Annotated in this window: 15 protein-coding genes; 9 read left to right on the plus strand and 6 right to left on the minus strand. The window is 60.2% G+C overall.

The window, feature by feature from the left end:
* The first annotated feature begins 27 nt into the window (after window positions 1-27).
* The 8 genes from glcD (at window position 28) to GUY40_RS14470 (ending at window position 9,070) form a co-directional block, all read left to right on the plus strand.
* The gene (gene glcD, locus GUY40_RS14435; RefSeq protein ID WP_166569650.1) at window positions 28-1,527 is read left to right on the plus strand and encodes a glycolate oxidase subunit GlcD; all 1,500 of its coding nucleotides are present in this window, start codon (window positions 28-30) and stop codon (window positions 1,525-1,527) included.
* On the plus strand, window positions 1,527-2,582 hold the full coding sequence (gene glcE, locus GUY40_RS14440; protein WP_166569618.1) for a glycolate oxidase subunit GlcE: 1,056 nt from the start codon (window positions 1,527-1,529) through the stop codon (window positions 2,580-2,582). The genes glcD and glcE overlap by 1 nt, the downstream gene beginning before the upstream one ends.
* Before the next feature lie 9 nt (window positions 2,583-2,591).
* Complete coding sequence (glcF, locus tag GUY40_RS14445) at window positions 2,592-3,818, plus strand: glycolate oxidase subunit GlcF (RefSeq protein ID WP_166569619.1); 1,227 nt, start codon at window positions 2,592-2,594, stop codon at window positions 3,816-3,818.
* A gap of 21 nt (window positions 3,819-3,839) precedes the next feature.
* Complete coding sequence (locus tag GUY40_RS14450) at window positions 3,840-4,244, plus strand: heme-binding protein (RefSeq protein WP_166569620.1); 405 nt, start codon at window positions 3,840-3,842, stop codon at window positions 4,242-4,244.
* A gap of 31 nt (window positions 4,245-4,275) precedes the next feature.
* Window positions 4,276-6,447, plus strand: coding sequence for a malate synthase G (locus tag GUY40_RS14455; RefSeq protein ID WP_166569621.1), 2,172 nt, complete (start codon window positions 4,276-4,278; stop codon window positions 6,445-6,447).
* A gap of 462 nt (window positions 6,448-6,909) precedes the next feature.
* Entirely contained in the window at window positions 6,910-7,245 is a 336-nt protein-coding gene (locus tag GUY40_RS14460) for a DUF6124 family protein (RefSeq protein ID WP_166569622.1), read from the plus strand.
* A 186-nt stretch (window positions 7,246-7,431) separates the two neighbouring features.
* Window positions 7,432-8,226 (plus strand): TSUP family transporter, encoded by a 795-nt coding sequence (locus tag GUY40_RS14465; protein ID WP_166569623.1) that lies wholly within the window; start codon window positions 7,432-7,434, stop codon window positions 8,224-8,226.
* A gap of 13 nt (window positions 8,227-8,239) precedes the next feature.
* A complete protein-coding gene (locus GUY40_RS14470; protein ID WP_178117825.1) occupies window positions 8,240-9,070 on the plus strand; it encodes an alpha/beta hydrolase in 831 nt (276 codons plus the stop codon).
* 70 nt (window positions 9,071-9,140) lie between these two features.
* On the opposite strand, the gene GUY40_RS14475 is transcribed toward GUY40_RS14470, so the two are convergent.
* Both GUY40_RS14475 and GUY40_RS14480 read right to left on the minus strand, forming a co-directional pair.
* On the minus strand, window positions 9,141-9,659 hold the full coding sequence (locus GUY40_RS14475; protein WP_166569624.1) for a single-stranded DNA-binding protein: 519 nt from the start codon (window positions 9,657-9,659) through the stop codon (window positions 9,141-9,143).
* A 9-nt stretch (window positions 9,660-9,668) separates the two neighbouring features.
* Window positions 9,669-11,063 carry an MFS transporter gene (locus GUY40_RS14480; protein WP_166569625.1) on the minus strand — a complete coding sequence of 465 codons (1,395 nt, stop codon included), beginning with the start codon at window positions 11,061-11,063 and terminating at the stop codon, window positions 9,669-9,671.
* A gap of 129 nt (window positions 11,064-11,192) precedes the next feature.
* Between GUY40_RS14480 and uvrA the strand changes: the two genes are divergently transcribed.
* Window positions 11,193-14,027, plus strand: a complete 2,835-nt coding sequence (gene uvrA, locus GUY40_RS14485; RefSeq protein WP_166569626.1) for an excinuclease ABC subunit UvrA — start codon at window positions 11,193-11,195, stop codon at window positions 14,025-14,027.
* A gap of 68 nt (window positions 14,028-14,095) precedes the next feature.
* Here the strand turns inward: uvrA and bfr are convergent, their stop codons facing one another.
* The 4 genes from bfr to rpoA all read right to left on the minus strand — a co-directional run bounded on the left by bfr (window position 14,096) and on the right by rpoA (window position 17,781).
* Window positions 14,096-14,560, minus strand: coding sequence for a bacterioferritin (gene bfr, locus GUY40_RS14490; RefSeq protein WP_166569627.1), 465 nt, complete (start codon window positions 14,558-14,560; stop codon window positions 14,096-14,098).
* A 166-nt stretch (window positions 14,561-14,726) separates the two neighbouring features.
* Entirely contained in the window at window positions 14,727-16,175 is a 1,449-nt protein-coding gene (locus GUY40_RS14495; protein WP_166569628.1) for a catalase, read from the minus strand.
* A gap of 175 nt (window positions 16,176-16,350) precedes the next feature.
* Entirely contained in the window at window positions 16,351-16,737 is a 387-nt protein-coding gene (gene rplQ / locus GUY40_RS14500) for a 50S ribosomal protein L17 (protein WP_166569629.1), read from the minus strand.
* 42 nt (window positions 16,738-16,779) lie between these two features.
* Complete coding sequence (gene rpoA / locus GUY40_RS14505) at window positions 16,780-17,781, minus strand: DNA-directed RNA polymerase subunit alpha (RefSeq protein WP_003176403.1); 1,002 nt, start codon at window positions 17,779-17,781, stop codon at window positions 16,780-16,782.
* Between the last annotated feature and the right edge of the window lie 14 nt (window positions 17,782-17,795).

Here is a 17,795-nt window from a genome sequence, read left to right on the forward strand (position 1 = left end):
TATAACGACAAGAACATCGAGCCTGCCATGAACATTCTCTACGACGAACGCGTCGACGGCGCGCTGCCAAAGGTGGACAAAGCGGCGCTGCTGGCACGGCTGCAACAGGCCTTGCCCGACCTCGACGTTCTGCACCTTGAGGAAGACCTCAAGCCGTACGAGTGCGACGGCCTTTCGGCCTACCGCACCACCCCGATGATGGTGGTGCTGCCCGAGCGCATCGAGCAGGTCGAAACCTTGCTCAAGCTGTGCCATGAACAGCGCATTCCGGTGGTTGCGCGGGGTGCCGGCACCGGGCTGTCGGGCGGCGCCTTACCGCTGGAGCAAGGCATCTTGTTGGTCATGGCTCGCTTCAATCGCATTCTGGAAGTGAACCCGGCCGGGCGTTTTGCCAGGGTTCAGCCCGGGGTGCGCAACCTGGCGATTTCCCAGGCAGCCGCGCCTTTCGAGTTGTATTACGCCCCTGACCCGTCCTCGCAAATTGCCTGCTCCATCGGTGGCAACGTCGCCGAAAATGCCGGTGGCGTGCACTGCCTCAAATACGGGCTGACGGTGCACAACCTGCTCAAGCTCGACGTCCTCACCGTCGAAGGTGAAGCCATGACCCTGGGCAGCGACGCACTCGACAGCCCAGGCTTTGACCTGCTGGCGCTGTTCACCGGCTCCGAGGGCATGCTCGGGATCGTCACCGAAGTAACCGTCAAACTCTTGCCCAAACCGCAGGTGGCCAAGGTGCTGCTGGCCAGCTTCGACTCGGTGGAAAAAGCCGGTCGCGCCGTAGGCGACATCATCGCCGCCGGCATCATCCCCGGCGGCCTGGAGATGATGGATAACCTCGCCATCCGCGCCGCGGAAGACTTTATCCATGCTGGCTACCCGGTCGACGCCGAGGCGATTCTGCTCTGCGAACTGGACGGTGTTGAAGCCGACGTGCACGACGATTGCGAATGCGTGCGCGAGGTGCTCGAAAAGGCCGGCGCCACCGAAGTGCGCCAGGCCCGCGACGAGGCCGAACGCGTGCGCTTCTGGGCCGGGCGCAAGAATGCCTTCCCGGCAGTCGGTCGTCTGTCTCCCGATTACTACTGCATGGACGGCACCATCCCGCGTCGGGAATTGCCGGGCGTGCTGCGCGGCATTTCCGAGTTGTCTGCCGAATACGGCCTGCGGGTGGCCAACGTCTTTCATGCCGGCGACGGCAATATGCACCCGCTGATTCTGTTCGACGCCAACCAACCAGGCGAGCTGGACCGGGCGGAAGCGCTGGGCGGCAAGATCCTCGAATTATGCGTGGCGGTGGGTGGCAGCATTACCGGTGAGCATGGCGTGGGGCGGGAGAAGATCAACCAGATGTGCGCTCAGTTCAGCAGCGATGAGCTGACGCTGTTCCACGCGGTCAAAGCCGCGTTCGATCCGGGCGGCCTGCTCAACCCCGGCAAGAACATCCCCACCCTGCACCGCTGCGCCGAGTTCGGCGCCATGCATGTGCACATGGGCAAGCTGCCCTTCCCGGAACTGGAGCGATTCTGATGAAATCGACTGATTGCGACGGCAGCGCCGAGCTGCTCGACCAGGTCTGCGCCGCCATCGAACAGCGCACGCCGCTGCGCATCCAGGGCAGCAACAGCAAGGCGTATCTGGGGCGCCAGATCGAAGGGCAACCGCTCGATACCCGCATCCATCGCGGCATCGTCAGCTATGACCCGACCGAACTGGTGGTCACTGTCCGCGCCGGCACACCGCTGGCCGAGCTTGAGCAAACCCTGGCCGAACAGGGCCAGTTTCTCGCCTGCGAACCTCCACACATGGGCCCGCAAGCCACCGCCGGCGGCATGGTCGCCGCCGGTTTGTCCGGGCCACGGCGGCCCTGGTCGGGCTCGGTGCGCGACTTTGTGCTGGGCACGCGGGTCATCACCGGCCACGGCAAACACCTGCGCTTCGGCGGTGAAGTCATGAAAAACGTCGCCGGTTATGACCTCTCGCGCTTGCTCGCCGGTAGCCTGGGTTGCCTCGGGGTGTTGACCGAGGTCTCACTCAAAGTACTGCCGCGCCCTCGCGCCAGCGCGAGTTTGTGCCTGCAGATGAGCCGCGACCACGCACTGGCCAGGCTCGCCGAATGGGGCCAGCAACCGGTGCCGATCAGCGCCGCCTGCCATGACGGCGAACGCCTTTACTTGCGCCTGGAAGGGGGTGAAGGGTCGGTCAATGCCACCCGTGATCGCATAGGCGGTGAGCACCTGGAGCCCAATTTCTGGCAGGACTTGCGTGAACAACGCCTGTCATTTTTCAAGTCTTCAGAGCCGCTGTGGCGCCTGTCGTTGCCCCAAAACACCCCGGCGCTCGACCTGCCGGGCCAACAGTTGATCGACTGGGGCGGCGCCCAGCGCTGGCTGGCTTCCAGCGCCGACCCCGCCACGATTCGCCAATGCGCCGCCCAGGCCGGTGGCCATGCCACCTGCATGAGCGCCAGCGATGAACCCTTTGCGCCCTTGAGCGCCCCGCTGCTGCGCTACCATCGCCAGCTCAAGGCGCAACTGGACCCGCACGGGATCTTCAACCCCGGGCGTATGTACGCACACTTCTGAGGCCGCGCCATGCAAACCCATCTGAGTGATCAGGCCCGCGCGCTGCCGCGTGGCGAAGAAGCCGAACGTATCCTGCGCACGTGCGTGCATTGCGGCTTCTGCAATGCCACCTGCCCGACCTACCAACTGCTCGGCGATGAACTCGACGGCCCGCGTGGTCGCATCTACCTGATCAAGCAAGTACTCGAAGGCGCTGAGCCCAGTGCCCACACCCTGGAGCATCTGGACCGTTGCCTGACCTGCCGCAATTGCGAAACCACCTGCCCGTCCGGGGTCGACTATCACAACCTGCTGGACATCGGCCGGGAAGTCATCGAGCAGCGCGTCCCGCGCTCATTTGGCGAACGCAGTTTACGCGCCGGTCTGCGAGCGGTCGTGCCGCATGCGGGGCTGTTCAAGGCACTGGTCAACAGCGGTGAAATGCTTCGCCCACTGCTGCCGGAGGCGCTGCGGGCCAAGCTGCCGCGGCAGATTCGCACGGCACGTCCACGCCCGCAGTCACAGCATCAACAACGCGTGCTGATGCTTGAAGGTTGCGTACAACCGGGCCTGTCGCCGAACACCAATGCGGCGGCGGCACGGGTGCTCGATCGTCTGGGCATCAGCGTTGAACCGGCACGCGAGGCCGGTTGCTGCGGCGCCGTGGACTATCACCTGAACGCCCAGCACACCGGCCTGAATCGTGCCCGGCGCAATATCGACGCCTGGTGGCCAGCCATTGAAGCCGGTGCCCAGGCGATTGTGCAAACCGCCAGCGGCTGTGGCGCCTTCATCAAGGATTACGGTCACTTGCTGGCCGATGACCCGCTGTATGCCGCCAAGGCAAAGCGCGTCAGCGAGCTGACCAAGGACCTGGTCGAAGTGCTGCGCGATGCACCGCTGGAAACCCTCGGTGTGCACAGCGATTTGCGCCTGGCGTTCCATTGCCCGTGCACCTTGCAGCACGCCCAGAAACTCGGCGGCGCCGTCGAAGGCGTGCTGACTCGGCTGGGCTTTCACCTGACCGCCGTCCCCGATGCGCACCTGTGCTGCGGCTCAGCCGGCACCTATTCGATCACCCAACCGGCGTTGTCCCGACAGCTGCGCGACAACAAGCTCAACGCGCTGGAAAGCGGCAAGCCGCAAGTCATCGCCACCGCCAACATCGGTTGCCAGAGCCATCTTGATGGCGCCGGCCGCACCCAGGTTCGACACTGGATCGAGCTGGTCGATGAAGCCATGGATCACCCCCTTTAAATCGGATACCCAGGAATCGCCATGTACACCAAAGCCGTGCTCAGCCATACCGATGTAGCTTCCATTCTGACCGCCGCCCGCGCCGAAGCCGATCGCAACCAATGGGCCGTCAGCATTGCTGTGGTCGACGACGGCGGCCACCCGCTGGCGCTGGAGCGGCTGGATGGCTGTGCGCCGATCAGCGCCTACATCGCCATCGAAAAAGCCCGCTCCGCCGCGCTCGGTCGACGCGAATCCAAAGGTTATGAAGACATGGTCAACGGTGGGCGCACAGCCTTTCTGTCTGCGCCGCTGCTGACCAGCCTCGAAGGTGGCGTACCGGTGCTGGTCGATGGCCAGGTGGTCGCGGCCGTCGGCGTCTCGGGCGTCAAGGCCGAGCAGGATGCGCAGGTAGCCAAGGCCGGCATCGCCGCCCTGAGCGTTTGAACTGAACACCGTTATTGAATTGGAGACCGCCATGGGCACCCGTACTTCCCGCCAGCGCCTGCAGATTGCAGAGAACCTCGTACGTTTTATCGAAGACGAAGCCTTGCCCGGCACAGGCCTTGCGCCGGATGCGTTCTGGCAAGGGTTCGACGCGCTGGTCCACGACCTGGCCCCGAAGAACCGCACCCTGCTGGCCGAGCGCGACCGCCTGCAACGGGAGCTCGATGGCTGGCACCGCGCCAATCCGGGGCCGGTGCGTGACATGGCCGCCTACAAAAGCTTTCTTGAACAGATCGGCTACTTGCTGCCGGTACCGGAGCAGGTGCAGGCCACTACCACCCACGTTGACCGCGAGCTGGCCGTCCAGGCCGGCCCGCAGCTCGTGGTGCCGATGTCCAACCCGCGCTACGCGCTGAATGCGGCGAACGCCCGCTGGGGTTCGCTGTATGACGCGTTGTACGGCACGGATGCCATCGCTGAAGAGGTCGGCGCCGAGAAAGGCCAGGGCTATAACCCAGAGCGTGGCGCCAGGGTCATCGCCTTTGCCCGCGCCTTCCTCGATCAGGCCGCGCCGCTGGCCAAAGGCTCTCATGCGCAGGCCAGCGCCTATCGCGTGGTCGATGGTCAGCTTCAGGTCACCTTGGTTGATGGCCAGAGCGGCCTGCGCGATCCCGCCCAGTTTGTCGGCCATCGCGGCAACGGCGCGACGCCCGAAGCCGTGCTGTTGCGCAATCATGGCCTGCACTTCGAAATCCAGATCGACCCCAATCATCCGATCGGCCGTACAGACGCTGCCGGGGTCAAGGACGTCCTGCTCGAAGCGGCGCTGAGCACCATCCTCGACTGCGAGGACTCGGTGGCGGCCGTGGATGCCGATGACAAGGTACAGGTCTACCGCAACTGGCTCGGCCTGATGAAGGGCGACCTGACTGAACAAGTGAGCAAGGGCGACAAAACCATCACCCGCCGCCTGAACCCGGACCGCGACTACACCGCCGCCGACGGATCGACCCAGAGCCTGCCGGGGCGTTCGCTGATGTTTGTACGAAACGTCGGCCACTTGATGACCAACCCCGCCATCCTCGACGGCGACGGCCAGGAAATCCCCGAAGGCATCCTCGATGCCGTGGTCACCACCCTCGGCTCACTGCACGACCAGACCCAGCGCCGCAACTCGCGCCAAGGCTCGATCTACATCGTCAAACCGAAGATGCACGGCCCGGCCGAAGTCGCCTTCGCCAACGAACTGTTCGGCCGCGTCGAAGACCTCCTCAAGCTGCCACGCCACACCCTGAAGATGGGCATCATGGACGAGGAGCGGCGCACCAGCATCAACCTCAAGGCCTGCATAGCGGCAGCTTCGGCGCGGGTCGCGTTTATCAACACCGGGTTCCTCGACCGCACCGGCGATGAAATCCACAGCGCCATGGAAGCCGGCCCCATGCTGCGCAAGGGCGACATGAAAGGCACGCCCTGGATCGCTGCCTATGAGCGCAACAACGTCTTGGTCGGCCTCGCCTGCGGTCTGCGCGGGCGCGCGCAAATCGGCAAAGGCATGTGGGCGATTCCGGACCAGATGGCCGCCATGCTCGAACAGAAAGTCGCCCACCCCAAGGCCGGCGCCAACACCGCCTGGGTACCGTCGCCAACCGCGGCGACCCTGCATGCGCTGCACTATCACCAGGTCGATGTGCCTGCCGTACAGGCAGAACTTGAATGCATCGACCTGGCCGCCGAGCGCGACGCCTTGCTCAATGGCCTGCTGACCATACCGGTGGCCTCGGCGCCGAACTGGAGTGCTTCGGCCATCACCGAGGAAATCGACAACAACGCCCAAGGCCTGCTTGGCTACGTGGTGCGCTGGGTCGAACAAGGCATCGGCTGCTCCAAGGTGCCGGACATTCACGACGTCGGCCTGATGGAAGACCGCGCCACTTTGCGTATCTCCAGCCAGCACCTGTCCAACTGGCTGCGCCATGGCGTCATCAGCCGCGACCAGGTACTGGACACCTTGAAGCGCATGGCGGCGGTTGTGGATAAGCAGAATGCCGGGGATACGCAGTACACGCCGATGGCCGCAGACTTCGACAAGTCCGTTGCCTTCCAGGCGGCTTGCGCGCTGGTGTTCCAGGGTTGTGAGCAGCCGAGCGGGTATACCGAGCCATTGCTGCACAGATTCCGACTGGCCTACAAGTCGGCCTAATCATTCGTAACGCCGCAATTTCGGCAGAAATGAAGATCGGTGTGGGAACCAAGCTTGCTCGCGATACAGGCGCCGCGGTGAATCTGACATACCGCAGTGTGTTCATCGCGAGCAAGCTTGGCTCCCACGCCGATCTCCACACATACCCAATCTGCGCGAGGTATGAAATTGTTTGAAACCATGTTCGCAGGTTTGCTGTAGGACGCTTCTGATTCATACTCCGCGCCCCGCCAAGCGGTTGCGCCTGTCCATGCCCCTCCCTACTCTTGGTCCGTCGTTGACACTCAACGACCGGATGTCGCAGTCCGAGGCATAACGCAACGCTCCATGTTTCATGGCGGCTGTGCGTGGGGCACCTTCGGGTGCGCCGGTTTCCATGCCCCGGTCTGCGAACCCGCGTACAGCTGCCACCCAATCGTTTCGCAGCGAACGGTGCCAGCTCAACCGGCAAGGAGCTCCATCATGAAAAAGATCGTACCCGATCCACCCGCCTTCGAATTGCTCGGCACCCGCACCGCCAGCACAGATTTCGGCGCCACAGACGTCAACTGCAAACCCTTCTTCAACGTCAATGCCGGCATCTGCGGCGAAGATGCGCTGATTCACGCGACCCTTCTCCTCGACTGCGCTGAAGCCGCCGGCTGGGACGCCGTGGATCACCTGACCAAGAACAACCGCAAGATGGTGCTTGGCATGATTCAGAAAGTTGAAATGGGGCGGGCGTTGATTAATGCGTTGCTGAAGGGGGTTGAGGTCGCTCGAGTCAGCAAAGCAGAGCCGAAAGCGAGTCCCGTGTAAGAAGTTGCTCGCAAGCAAACTTGCGCTCCGGAGGTAGCCTACAACCGGAACGGAAATGCCTGACTATTGTGCGAATGGGTTGCGGCGCTTAATTGTCGTAACCCTCGCAACAGGCAAGAAAGTGTCTGGCGGCACGGTTTCAATCTTGACGAGGTGAATCATCAACTCACTATCAAGAGAAGCCTCATGCCAGAAGTCGATTTGGTACTAATTCTGATGCTTGCCTGTGTTGCGCTGCTGGCTGGCTTCTTCGACGCCATCGCAGGCGGCGGTGGCCTGATCACCCTTCCCGCGCTGATGATTGCAGGCATCGACCCTGTCACGGCAATCGCCACCAACAAGGTTCAAGCAGCCTCTGCCTCGGTGTCCGCTACAGCAGCGTTCGCCAAAAAAGGAATGATCGAATGGCGCAGCGGATTGCCGATGGCTCTAACGGCTTTCATAGGTGGGGCAGCAGGCGCTCTCGCTTTGAGCTCAGTCCCCAAGGGGTGGTTGCAGGCTTTGGCACCCGTACTGCTCATACTCGTTGCCGCCTACTTTGCGTTCAGTCCCAAGCTTGATAATGAACAACGACGAGCTCGATTCTCGGCAAGCATCTTCTGTATAACGCTCGTCCCCTTGATTGCCTTTTACGACGGCGTGTTTGGCCCGGGTACTGGCTCGTTTTTCATGGTCGCGTTTGTTGTACTGATGGGCCAGGGTCTATTGCGCGCCGTCTCTAACAGCAAACTCCTGAATGCCTCCAGCAATTTGGGGGCGCTGGTTGTGTTCTCCATGACCGGAGCCATTATTGTCCCGATCGCCTTGGCCATGGCCGTAGCTGCAGTCGTTGGCGCACAACTCGGAGCCCGCTGTGCGCTACGCTACGGCCAGCGACTTATTAAACCGCTGCTCGTTAGTGTTTGCTGCTTGATGGCTGGCAAATTGTTGATCACTCCAGATAACCCCCTGAATCAGTTCCTCCGCCACTATTTTTCTTGAATCAGGAGTTATTTTGACCGGACGCCCACAACACCAGCATCTCTGGCAATTCAACGAGCCGTGTCAGGGAACGGAGGGGTTTATCACCCAGCACTTCGGTGAATACACTTTGGAAGGCAGAGTACTCGGCATCGAACACCAGCAGCTTCCCAGCGTTTTCGTCATAGCCGGCGCACGGTCGGACTATACAAAGCTCAATCCTCTGCTCTACCGACTACAAGCACGCGGTATCGCATCATTGACGGGCAATCTATCCGGGCACAGCGACTGCGCAATGCTAAAGCCAAGCCCAACGACATTGAACGCCAATCTGCGCGAGGCCGAACGGTTCCATAATCTTCACAAGGACACTCTCAACATAATCATTGGCCATAGCCTCGGTGGGGCACTGGCGCTGAAGCTGGCCGCCAGGTATTCGACCTCAACACAAAAGCTGATACTTATTTGCCCAGCAATTTACGCCGACTCCGCCTATCCCGTTGAATTCGGCCCTGGATTCAAGCATTTGATCAGTCAGCCTTACAGCTTCCTCTTCAGCGATACCTTTGAGTTTCTACGCACCTTCGAGGGGAGGGTGTTATTGATTATGGGTCAGTACGACGGGCTGGAGGGGGCGGCACACGGCCAAAAACCAGGTACAAGTGCAGGGTTGATTTCTCTCGACGGAGCCGTCCGCTACAGCCCGATTCCCAAAGAAGTTATCGATAAGATAAAGCAGTCCGCCCGCCATCTAATATCAATAACCTTGCCTGGTTGCGACCACTACATCGCCGCTCACCTGCGGGCTAATCCCGTGATAGCCGAACACCTTGCCGATGAAGTTTTTGCTTTTATCAACAACTGATTCCAAGCCATAAAAAAAGCGCCACCCCCGAGGGAGTGGCGCTTCTGCGTGTTACTGATGATTCCCGAAATCAGAACGGGATATCGTCATCAAAGCTGTCGAAATCAGGAGCCGGCTGCGGCGCTTGCTGCTGAGGCGCTGGGGCCTGGCGCTGTGGCGCTTGTTGCGGACGCGGGGCCGATTGACGAGGGGCCTGCTGGTTGTAGTTGTTGCCACCCTGCGGCTGGGAGCCGTCCTGGTTCTGCGGACGGCCGCCGAGCAGCTGCATGGTGCCTTGCATGTCGACGATGATTTCAGTGGTGTAGCGCTTGATGCCGTCTTTTTCCCACTCGCGGGTCTGCAGCTTGCCTTCGATGTACACCTGCGAACCCTTGCGCAGGTATTCGCCGGCGATCTCGGCAACCTTGCCGAACATCGATACGCGGTGCCACTCGGTGCGCTCGACCTTCTGGCCGGTCTGCTTGTCAGTCCACTGCTCGCTGGTGGCCAGGCTGAGGTTGGTCACTGCGTTACCGTTAGGCAGGTAACGTACTTCAGGATCCTGACCGCAAGTGCCGACCAATATGACTTTGTTAACCCCACGGGCCATAACGTTCTCCTAGGCTTCGCACGTCTCGGATGCCGGATTGACCAGGCGTTCCAGGGACGAGCGATCCAAAATTTCAGTATCCAATTTGATATAGATGGCGGCTTCGTCTGCCACCACTACCGCATCTGTTACACCCGGCACGGCGCGTAGGCGCTCGGTCAGGCCTGCTTCACGTATCGCCTCAGGCGATAACGGCATGCGCAGGCTCGTCACATACGGAGGTTCGCGCATAGTAACAGCTATGGCCAGCCATAGGGCACAGAGCCCCGCGCAGCCGATGAACACCACGCTCAAACCACCGTGCTGGAACAGCCAGCCGCCGAGAATCCCGCCCATGGCTGCGCCCAGAAACTGGCTGGTCGAGTACACGCCCATGGCCGTGCCCTTGCCACCCGCTGGCGAAACCTTGCTGATCAGGGAAGGCAGCGACGCCTCCAGCAAGTTGAACGCGGTAAAGAAGATCACCGTGCCGATCACCAGGGCCTGCAAGCTGTCGCCGAACTTCCAGAAAAACAGCTCGGTCACCATCAACACGCCGACCGCACCGAGTAGAACGCGCTTCATCTTGCGCTTCCTTTCGCCGTAAATGATGAACGGAATCATCCCGAAAAAAGAAACCAGCAAAGCGGTGAGGTACACCCACCAATGCTGCTCTTTCGGCAACCCGGCGCGCTCGACCAGGGCCAGCGGCAAAGCGACGAAACTGGCCATCAGGATGGCGTGCAGCACAAAGATACCGACATCCAGACGCAGCAAGTCTGGATGGCGCAAGGTTGCGCCCAAGGCTTGCTTGGCGACCCCGGACTCGCGGTGCTGCAAAGGGCCACCCGAGCGCGGCACGACAAAGGCGACCAGGCCAATGCCCAGCACCGCCATGGCGGCCGTCGCCAGGAACAGGCCCGAAAGCCCGAAAGCACGCGTCAGCAAGGGGCCGGTCACCATCGCCACGGCAAACGAAAGGCCGATGCTCATGCCGATCATGGCCATGGCCTTGGTCCGATGCTGCTCGCGGGTCAGGTCCGAAAGCAAGGCCATCACGGCGGCGGAAATCGCCCCCGCACCTTGCAGGATACGTCCGGCGATCACACCCCAGATCGAGTCGGCGTTGGCGGCCAGTACGCTGCCCAGGGCAAAGATGATCAGCCCTGCATAAATCACCGGGCGCCGGCCGATACGGTCGGAAAGGATGCCGAATGGAATCTGCAGACAGGCCTGGGTCAGACCGTAGGCGCCGATGGCCAGGCCAATCAGTACCGGCGTGGCGCCGGCCAGGTCCATGCCATAGGTGGCCAGAACCGGCAGCACCATGAACATGCCCAGCATACGAAAGGCGAACACCAGGGCCAGACCGCCTGCTGCGCGGGTCTCGCTGCCACTCATGCGGTCGCTGTGGGGATCGTGCATGGAAAAACCTCATGTGAACCGGCGGCGATTCTACCAGTCCCATCGATTAACGGCATATACGTGACGCTTTGCCGCGTACAAGCCTTGCGCCGTATACTCACGCGTTTATGCCCGCCAAGCGAGGCCGCAGTGGACAAGATCCTGATTCGTGGGGCGCGAACCCACAACCTGAAGAATATCGACCTCACCCTGCCCCGGGATAAATTAATTGTCATCACCGGGCTTTCGGGCTCAGGCAAGTCCTCCCTGGCCTTTGACACGCTGTATGCCGAGGGCCAGCGACGCTACGTCGAATCGCTGTCGGCCTACGCCCGCCAGTTCCTGTCGATAATGGAAAAGCCCGACGTCGACACCATCGAAGGCTTGTCGCCAGCGATTTCCATCGAACAGAAATCGACGTCTCATAACCCGCGCTCGACCGTCGGCACCATCACCGAGATCTACGACTACCTGCGCCTGCTCTATGCGCGGGTCGGCACGCCGCGCTGCCCCGATCACGATATTCCGCTCGAAGCCCAGACCGTAAGCCAGATGGTCGACCTGGTGCTGGCACAGCCCGAAGGCAGCAAGCTGATGCTGCTGGCGCCGGTGATCCGCGAGCGCAAGGGCGAGCATTTGGCGGTGTTCGATGAGCTGCGCGCTCAAGGCTTCGTGCGCGCCCGTATCAACGGCAAGCTGCACGAGCTCGATGAACTGCCCAAGCTGGACAAGCAAAAGAAGCACACCATCGAAGTTGTGGTCGATCGCTTCAAGGTCCGCAGCGATTTGCAGCAGCGTCTGGCGGAGTCCTTCGAGACCGCGCTGAAGCTGGCCGATGGCATCGCGCTGGTAGCCGCGATGGACGACGAACCGCTCGAAGAGATGATCTTTTCGGCGCGTTTTGCCTGCCCAATCTGCGGCCACGCGATCAGCGAGCTGGAACCCAAACTTTTTTCGTTCAACAATCCGGCGGGTGCTTGCCCGACCTGCGACGGCCTGGGCGTCAAACAGTTCTTCGATATCAAGCGCCTGGTCAATGGCGAGCTGACCCTCGCCGAAGGCGCCATTCGCGGCTGGGACCGGCGCAACGTTTATTATTTCCAGATGTTGGGCTCGCTGGCGTCGCATTACGACTTCAGCCTTGAGGTGCCTTTCAAGGATCTGCCCGCCGATCAGCAGAAAGTCCTTCTGCAGGGCAGCGGCAGCAAGAACGTTGATTTCCGCTACCTGAACGACCGTGGCGATATCGTCAAGCGCTCTCACCCGTTCGAGGGCATCGTGCCGAACCTGGAGCGGCGCTACCGCGAAACCGAATCAGCCACTGTGCGCGAGGAGCTGGCGAAGTTTTTGAGCACACAGCACTGCCCTGATTGCCGCGGCACGCGATTGCGTCGTGAAGCACGGCATGTCTGGGTCGGGGAAAAAACCCTACCTGCGGTGACCGGCCTTCCCATTGGTGATGCTTCCGATTATTTCGGCGGGCTGAAACTGACGGGCCGACGCGGCGAAATTGCTGACAAGATTCTCAAGGAAATCTGTGAGCGCCTGCAGTTCCTGGTAAACGTCGGGCTTGATTATCTGACGCTCGATCGCAGCGCCGACACATTGTCCGGTGGTGAAGCCCAGCGGATCCGCTTGGCCAGCCAGATCGGCGCAGGCCTCGTCGGTGTCATGTACATCCTCGATGAGCCCTCGATTGGCCTGCACCAGCGCGATAACGACCGCCTGCTGGCGACCCTCAATCACCTGCGTGACATCGGCAACACCGTGATCGTGGTCGAGCATGACGAAGACGCCATTCGCATGGCTGACTATGTGGTCGACATCGGCCCTGGCGCAGGCGTGCACGGCGGCCAGATTGTGGCTGAAGGGACACCGGCAGAGGTCATGGCGCACCCTGACTCGCTGACGGGTAAATACTTGTCCGGCCGAGTGAAGATCAATGTGCCGGCCAAGCGCACCCCGCGTAACAAAAAACTGTCGCTGTCGCTCAAAGGCGCTCGCGGCAACAACTTGCGCAACGTTGACCTCGAGATCCCGATCGGCCTGCTCACCTGTGTGACGGGGGTTTCCGGCTCCGGTAAATCGACGCTGATCAACAATACCCTGTTTCCATTGAGCGCCACCGCGCTCAATGGCGCCACGACCCTTGAAGCCGCTGCTCACGATAGCTGCGATGGTTTGCAGCATCTGGACAAAGTGGTGGATATCGATCAGAGCCCCATCGGGCGAACCCCGCGCTCCAACCCGGCCACCTATACCGGGCTGTTTACCCCGATTCGCGAGCTATTCGCTGGCGTGCCGGAATCACGTTCGCGTGGTTACGGGCCTGGGCGCTTCTCGTTCAACGTCAAGGGCGGCCGCTGTGAAGCCTGCCAGGGCGACGGCCTGATCAAAGTCGAGATGCACTTCCTGCCCGATATCTACGTGCCCTGTGACGTGTGCAAGAGCAAGCGTTACAACCGCGAGACGCTGGAGATCAAGTACAAGGGCAAGACCATCCACGAAGTGCTGGAGATGACCATCGAAGAAGCGCGTGAGTTTTTCGATGCCGTGCCGGCGCTGGCGCGCAAGCTGCAAACGTTGATGGATGTGGGGTTGTCGTATATCAAACTGGGCCAATCGGCGACCACCCTGTCCGGTGGTGAGGCGCAGCGCGTGAAGCTGTCTCGCGAGCTGTCCAAGCGTGACACCGGCAAGACCCTGTACATCCTTGATGAGCCAACCACCGGCTTGCACTTCGCGGATATCCAGCAACTGCTGGATGTGTTGCACCGACTGCGCGACCACGGCAACACGGTGGTGGTGATCGAGCACAATCTGGATGTGATCAAGACCGCCGACTGGCTGGTGGACCTTGGCCCTGAGGGCGGCTCCAAAGGCGGTCAGATCATCGCTTGCGGCACGCCCGAGGAAGTCTGCGAGATGAAGCAGTCCTATACAGGGCACTACCTCAAGCCGCTACTGCTACGCGACCGCGCATAGGGCGATTCTGGCGACACAAAAAACCTCTGTCATTCGCATGGCAGAGGTTTTTTATACGGCGCTGCAGATCAGAACTGCGATTGCAGGTAATTCTGCAAGCCGATGGACTTGATCAGACCTTGCTGCTGTTCCAGCCAGTAAGTGTGGTCTTCCTCGGTATCGGCCAGTTGTGCACGTAGAATCTCGCGGCTGACATAGTCTTTGTGCAGCTCGCACAGCTCGATGCCCTTGCACAGCGCGGCGCGTACTTTGTATTCCAGGCGCAGATCGCTGGCCAGCATCTCCGGCACGGTGGTACCGACGTCCAGATCATCAGGACGCATGCGCGGGGTGCCTTCGAGCATCAGAATACGGCGCATCAGGGCATCGGCGTGCTGCGCCTCTTCTTCCATCTCGTGATTGATGCGCTCGTAGAGCTTGGTAAAGCCCCAATCTTCGTACATACGCGAGTGAATGAAATATTGGTCACGCGCTGCCAGCTCGCCCGTGAGCAACGTGTTGAGATAGTCGATAACGTCCGGGTGACCTTGCATCGCCCTGCTTCTCCCTGCTTGAAAGTTAATAGTTTGAACCAAGCTGACCGGAAGGTCACTCGCCACGAGAGAAAAACAGGTAGAAAAGTGAAGAAAAGCGGGTAAATGGTAGGCAATTGTATTGAAAAACCGCCCAAATGAGGGCGGTTCTTCTTATCACTTCGACTCAGACCAATTGAACGCCCAACGCCTTGGCAACACCTTCGCCGTAGGCCCGGTCGGCCTTGAGGAAATGTTGTAATTGGCGCTGCACGACATCACTGGAAACACCCGCCATGGCGCCAGCGATGTTGCTGACCAACAGCGCTTGCTGATCGGCATTCATCAGACGGAACAACGCTCCAGCGTGGCTGTAGTAATCGGTGTCCTCGCGATGATCATAACGATCGGCTGCGCCACTGAGGGACAATGCCGGCTCAGCGTACTGAGGTGCTTGCTTGGGCGCCTCTGCATAGCTGTTTGGCTCATAGTTAGGAGCCGCACCGCCGTTGGCCCCAAACGCCATGGAACCATCACGCTGGTAAGTATTGACCGGGCTGCGCGGGGCATTGACCGGCAGCTGCTGATGGTTGGTTCCGACGCGATAGCGGTGAGCATCGGCATAGGCGAAAACCCGGCCTTGCAGCATGCGGTCTGGCGACAGGCCAACACCTGGGACCATATTGCTCGGGCCAAACGCCGCTTGTTCAACCTCGGAAAAATAGTTGAGCGGATTGCGATTGAGCTCAAGCTCGCCAATTTCAATCAGCGGGAACTCTTTCTGCGACCAGGTTTTGGTCACATCGAACGGGTTCTCATGGCGTGAAGCCGCTTGCGCCTCGGTCATGATCTGGACGCAAACGCTCCACTTTGGAAAGTCGCCTCGTTCGATAGCACCGAAGAGGTCGCGTTGTGCGTAGTCAGGGTCGGTACCCGCGATGCGAGCGGCGTCAGCCGGCGCCAGGTTCTTGATTCCTTGCTTGGTCTTGTAGTGCCATTTAACCCAGTGACGCTCACCCTGAGCGTTAATCACGCTGTAGGCATGGCTGCCAAAGCCGTGCATATGGCGGTAGCCGTCCGGAATCCCGCGGTCGGAAAACAGGATGGTGACCTGGTGCAGCGCCTCAGGAGAGTGCGACCAGAAATCCCACATCATCTGGGCGCTTTTCAGGTTGCTTTGCGGCAGGCGCTTCTGGGTATGGATAAAGTCCGGGAACTTGAGCGGATCGCGGATGAAGAACACCGGCGTGTTATTACCCACGATGTCCCAGTTACCTTCCTCGGTGTAGAACTTGATCGCGAAACCACGCGGATCTCGCTCGGTGTCTGCCGAGCCGCGTTCGCCACCGACGGTGGAGAACCGAATGAAGATCGGAGTTTGTTTACCCACCGCGTCAAAGAGCTTGGCGCTACTGTACTGAGCAAAATCGCGGGTTAGGGTGAACGTACCGTATGCCCCCGAGCCCTTGGCGTGCACGCGGCGCTCAGGGATGTTCTCGCGGTTGAAGTGGGCTAACTTCTCAATCAGATGAAAATCATCCAGCAACAGAGGGCCACGCGGCCCGGCTGAACGGGAGTTCTGGTTATCGGCGACGGGTGCGCCGCTAGCGGTGGTCAGTGTTTTATTCTGGCTCATGTAGTGTCTTCCTCAGTCAGGCTTGATCTGTCGGCTGATCGGCCGTGAGTGAGTATTGACGCCAAACGTGACACTCGCCAAATTCATTGAGTGACTTGGATCAATAGATTTTTACTAAACATGTGAAAACAAAAAACCGGGCACAAGGCCCGGTTCTTTGTACAGACTGTTCGTCTTACTCAGCAGCTTCTACTACGCCACCGACAGGACGATCGACCAGCTCGACGTACGCCATAGGCGCGTTGTCGCCAGCGCGGAAACCGCACTTCAGGATACGCAGGTAGCCGCCTTGACGGGTGGCATAGCGCTTGCCCAGATCGTTGAACAGCTTGCCGACGATTTCTTTCGAACGGGTACGATCGAAAGCCAAACGACGGTTAGCAACGCTGTCTTCCTTGGCCAGAGTGATCAGCGGCTCGGCAACGCGGCGCAGTTCTTTGGCTTTCGGCAGGGTAGTTTTGATCAGCTCGTGCTCGAACAGCGACACCGCCATGTTCTGGAACATGGCCTTGCGGTGAGAGCTGGTACGGCTCAGGTGACGTCCACTTTTACGATGACGCATGGTTCATTCCTTACCAAACACTACGTTCGGTGATTACGACGATCAGGCAGTCGCCTTGTCGTCCTTCTTAAGACTTGCAGGCGGCCAGTTGTCGAGGCGCATGCCGAGGGACAGACCGCGGGAGGCCAGAACGTCCTTGATTTCAGTCAAGGATTTCTTGCCCAGGTTCGGAGTCTTCAACAGTTCTACTTCGGTACGCTGAATCAGGTCGCCGATGTAGTAAATGTTTTCCGCCTTAAGGCAGTTAGCCGAACGTACAGTCAGTTCCAGATCGTCAACCGGGCGAAGCAGGATCGGGTCGATCTCATCTTCTTGCTCGATTACCACTGGTTCGCTGTCACCTTTGAGGTCGACGAACGCAGCCAACTGCTGTTGCAGAATGGTTGCTGCACGACGGATAGCCTCTTCAGGATCCAGAGTACCGTTGGTTTCCAGATCAATTACCAGCTTGTCCAGGTTGGTACGCTGTTCGACACGGGCGTTTTCCACCACGTATGCGATACGGCGAACCGGGCTGAACGAAGAGTCGAGCTGCAAGCGACCAATGCTGCGGCTCTCGTCTTCATCGCTCTGACGCGAATCGGCCGGCTCATAACCACGACCACGAGCTACGGTGAGCTTCATGTTCAAGGCGCCGTTAGACGCCAGGTTAGCGATTACGTGATCGGGATTAACGATCTCGACATCATGATCCAGCTGAATATCGGCAGCGGTAACCACCCCCGAACCCTTCTTCGACAAGGTCAGCGTAACTTCGTCACGACCGTGCAGTTTGATAGCCAGGCCCTTCAGGTTCAACAGGATTTCAATGACGTCTTCCTGTACACCTTCGATTGCGCTGTACTCGTGGAGTACACCGTCAATCTCGGCCTCGACTACTGCACAGCCAGGCATGGAGGACAACAGGATGCGGCGCAGCGCGTTGCCCAGGGTATGGCCGAAACCACGCTCGAGAGGCTCGAGCGTAATTTTAGCGCGGGTTGGACTGACGACCTGCACATCAATGTGGCGGGGCGTCAGGAACTCATTTACCGAAATCTGCATGGATGCACCTATTT

The sequence above is a fragment of the Pseudomonas sp. R5(2019) genome, from assembly GCF_009905435.1.
In the GTDB taxonomy this organism is placed as follows: domain Bacteria; phylum Pseudomonadota; class Gammaproteobacteria; order Pseudomonadales; family Pseudomonadaceae; genus Aquipseudomonas.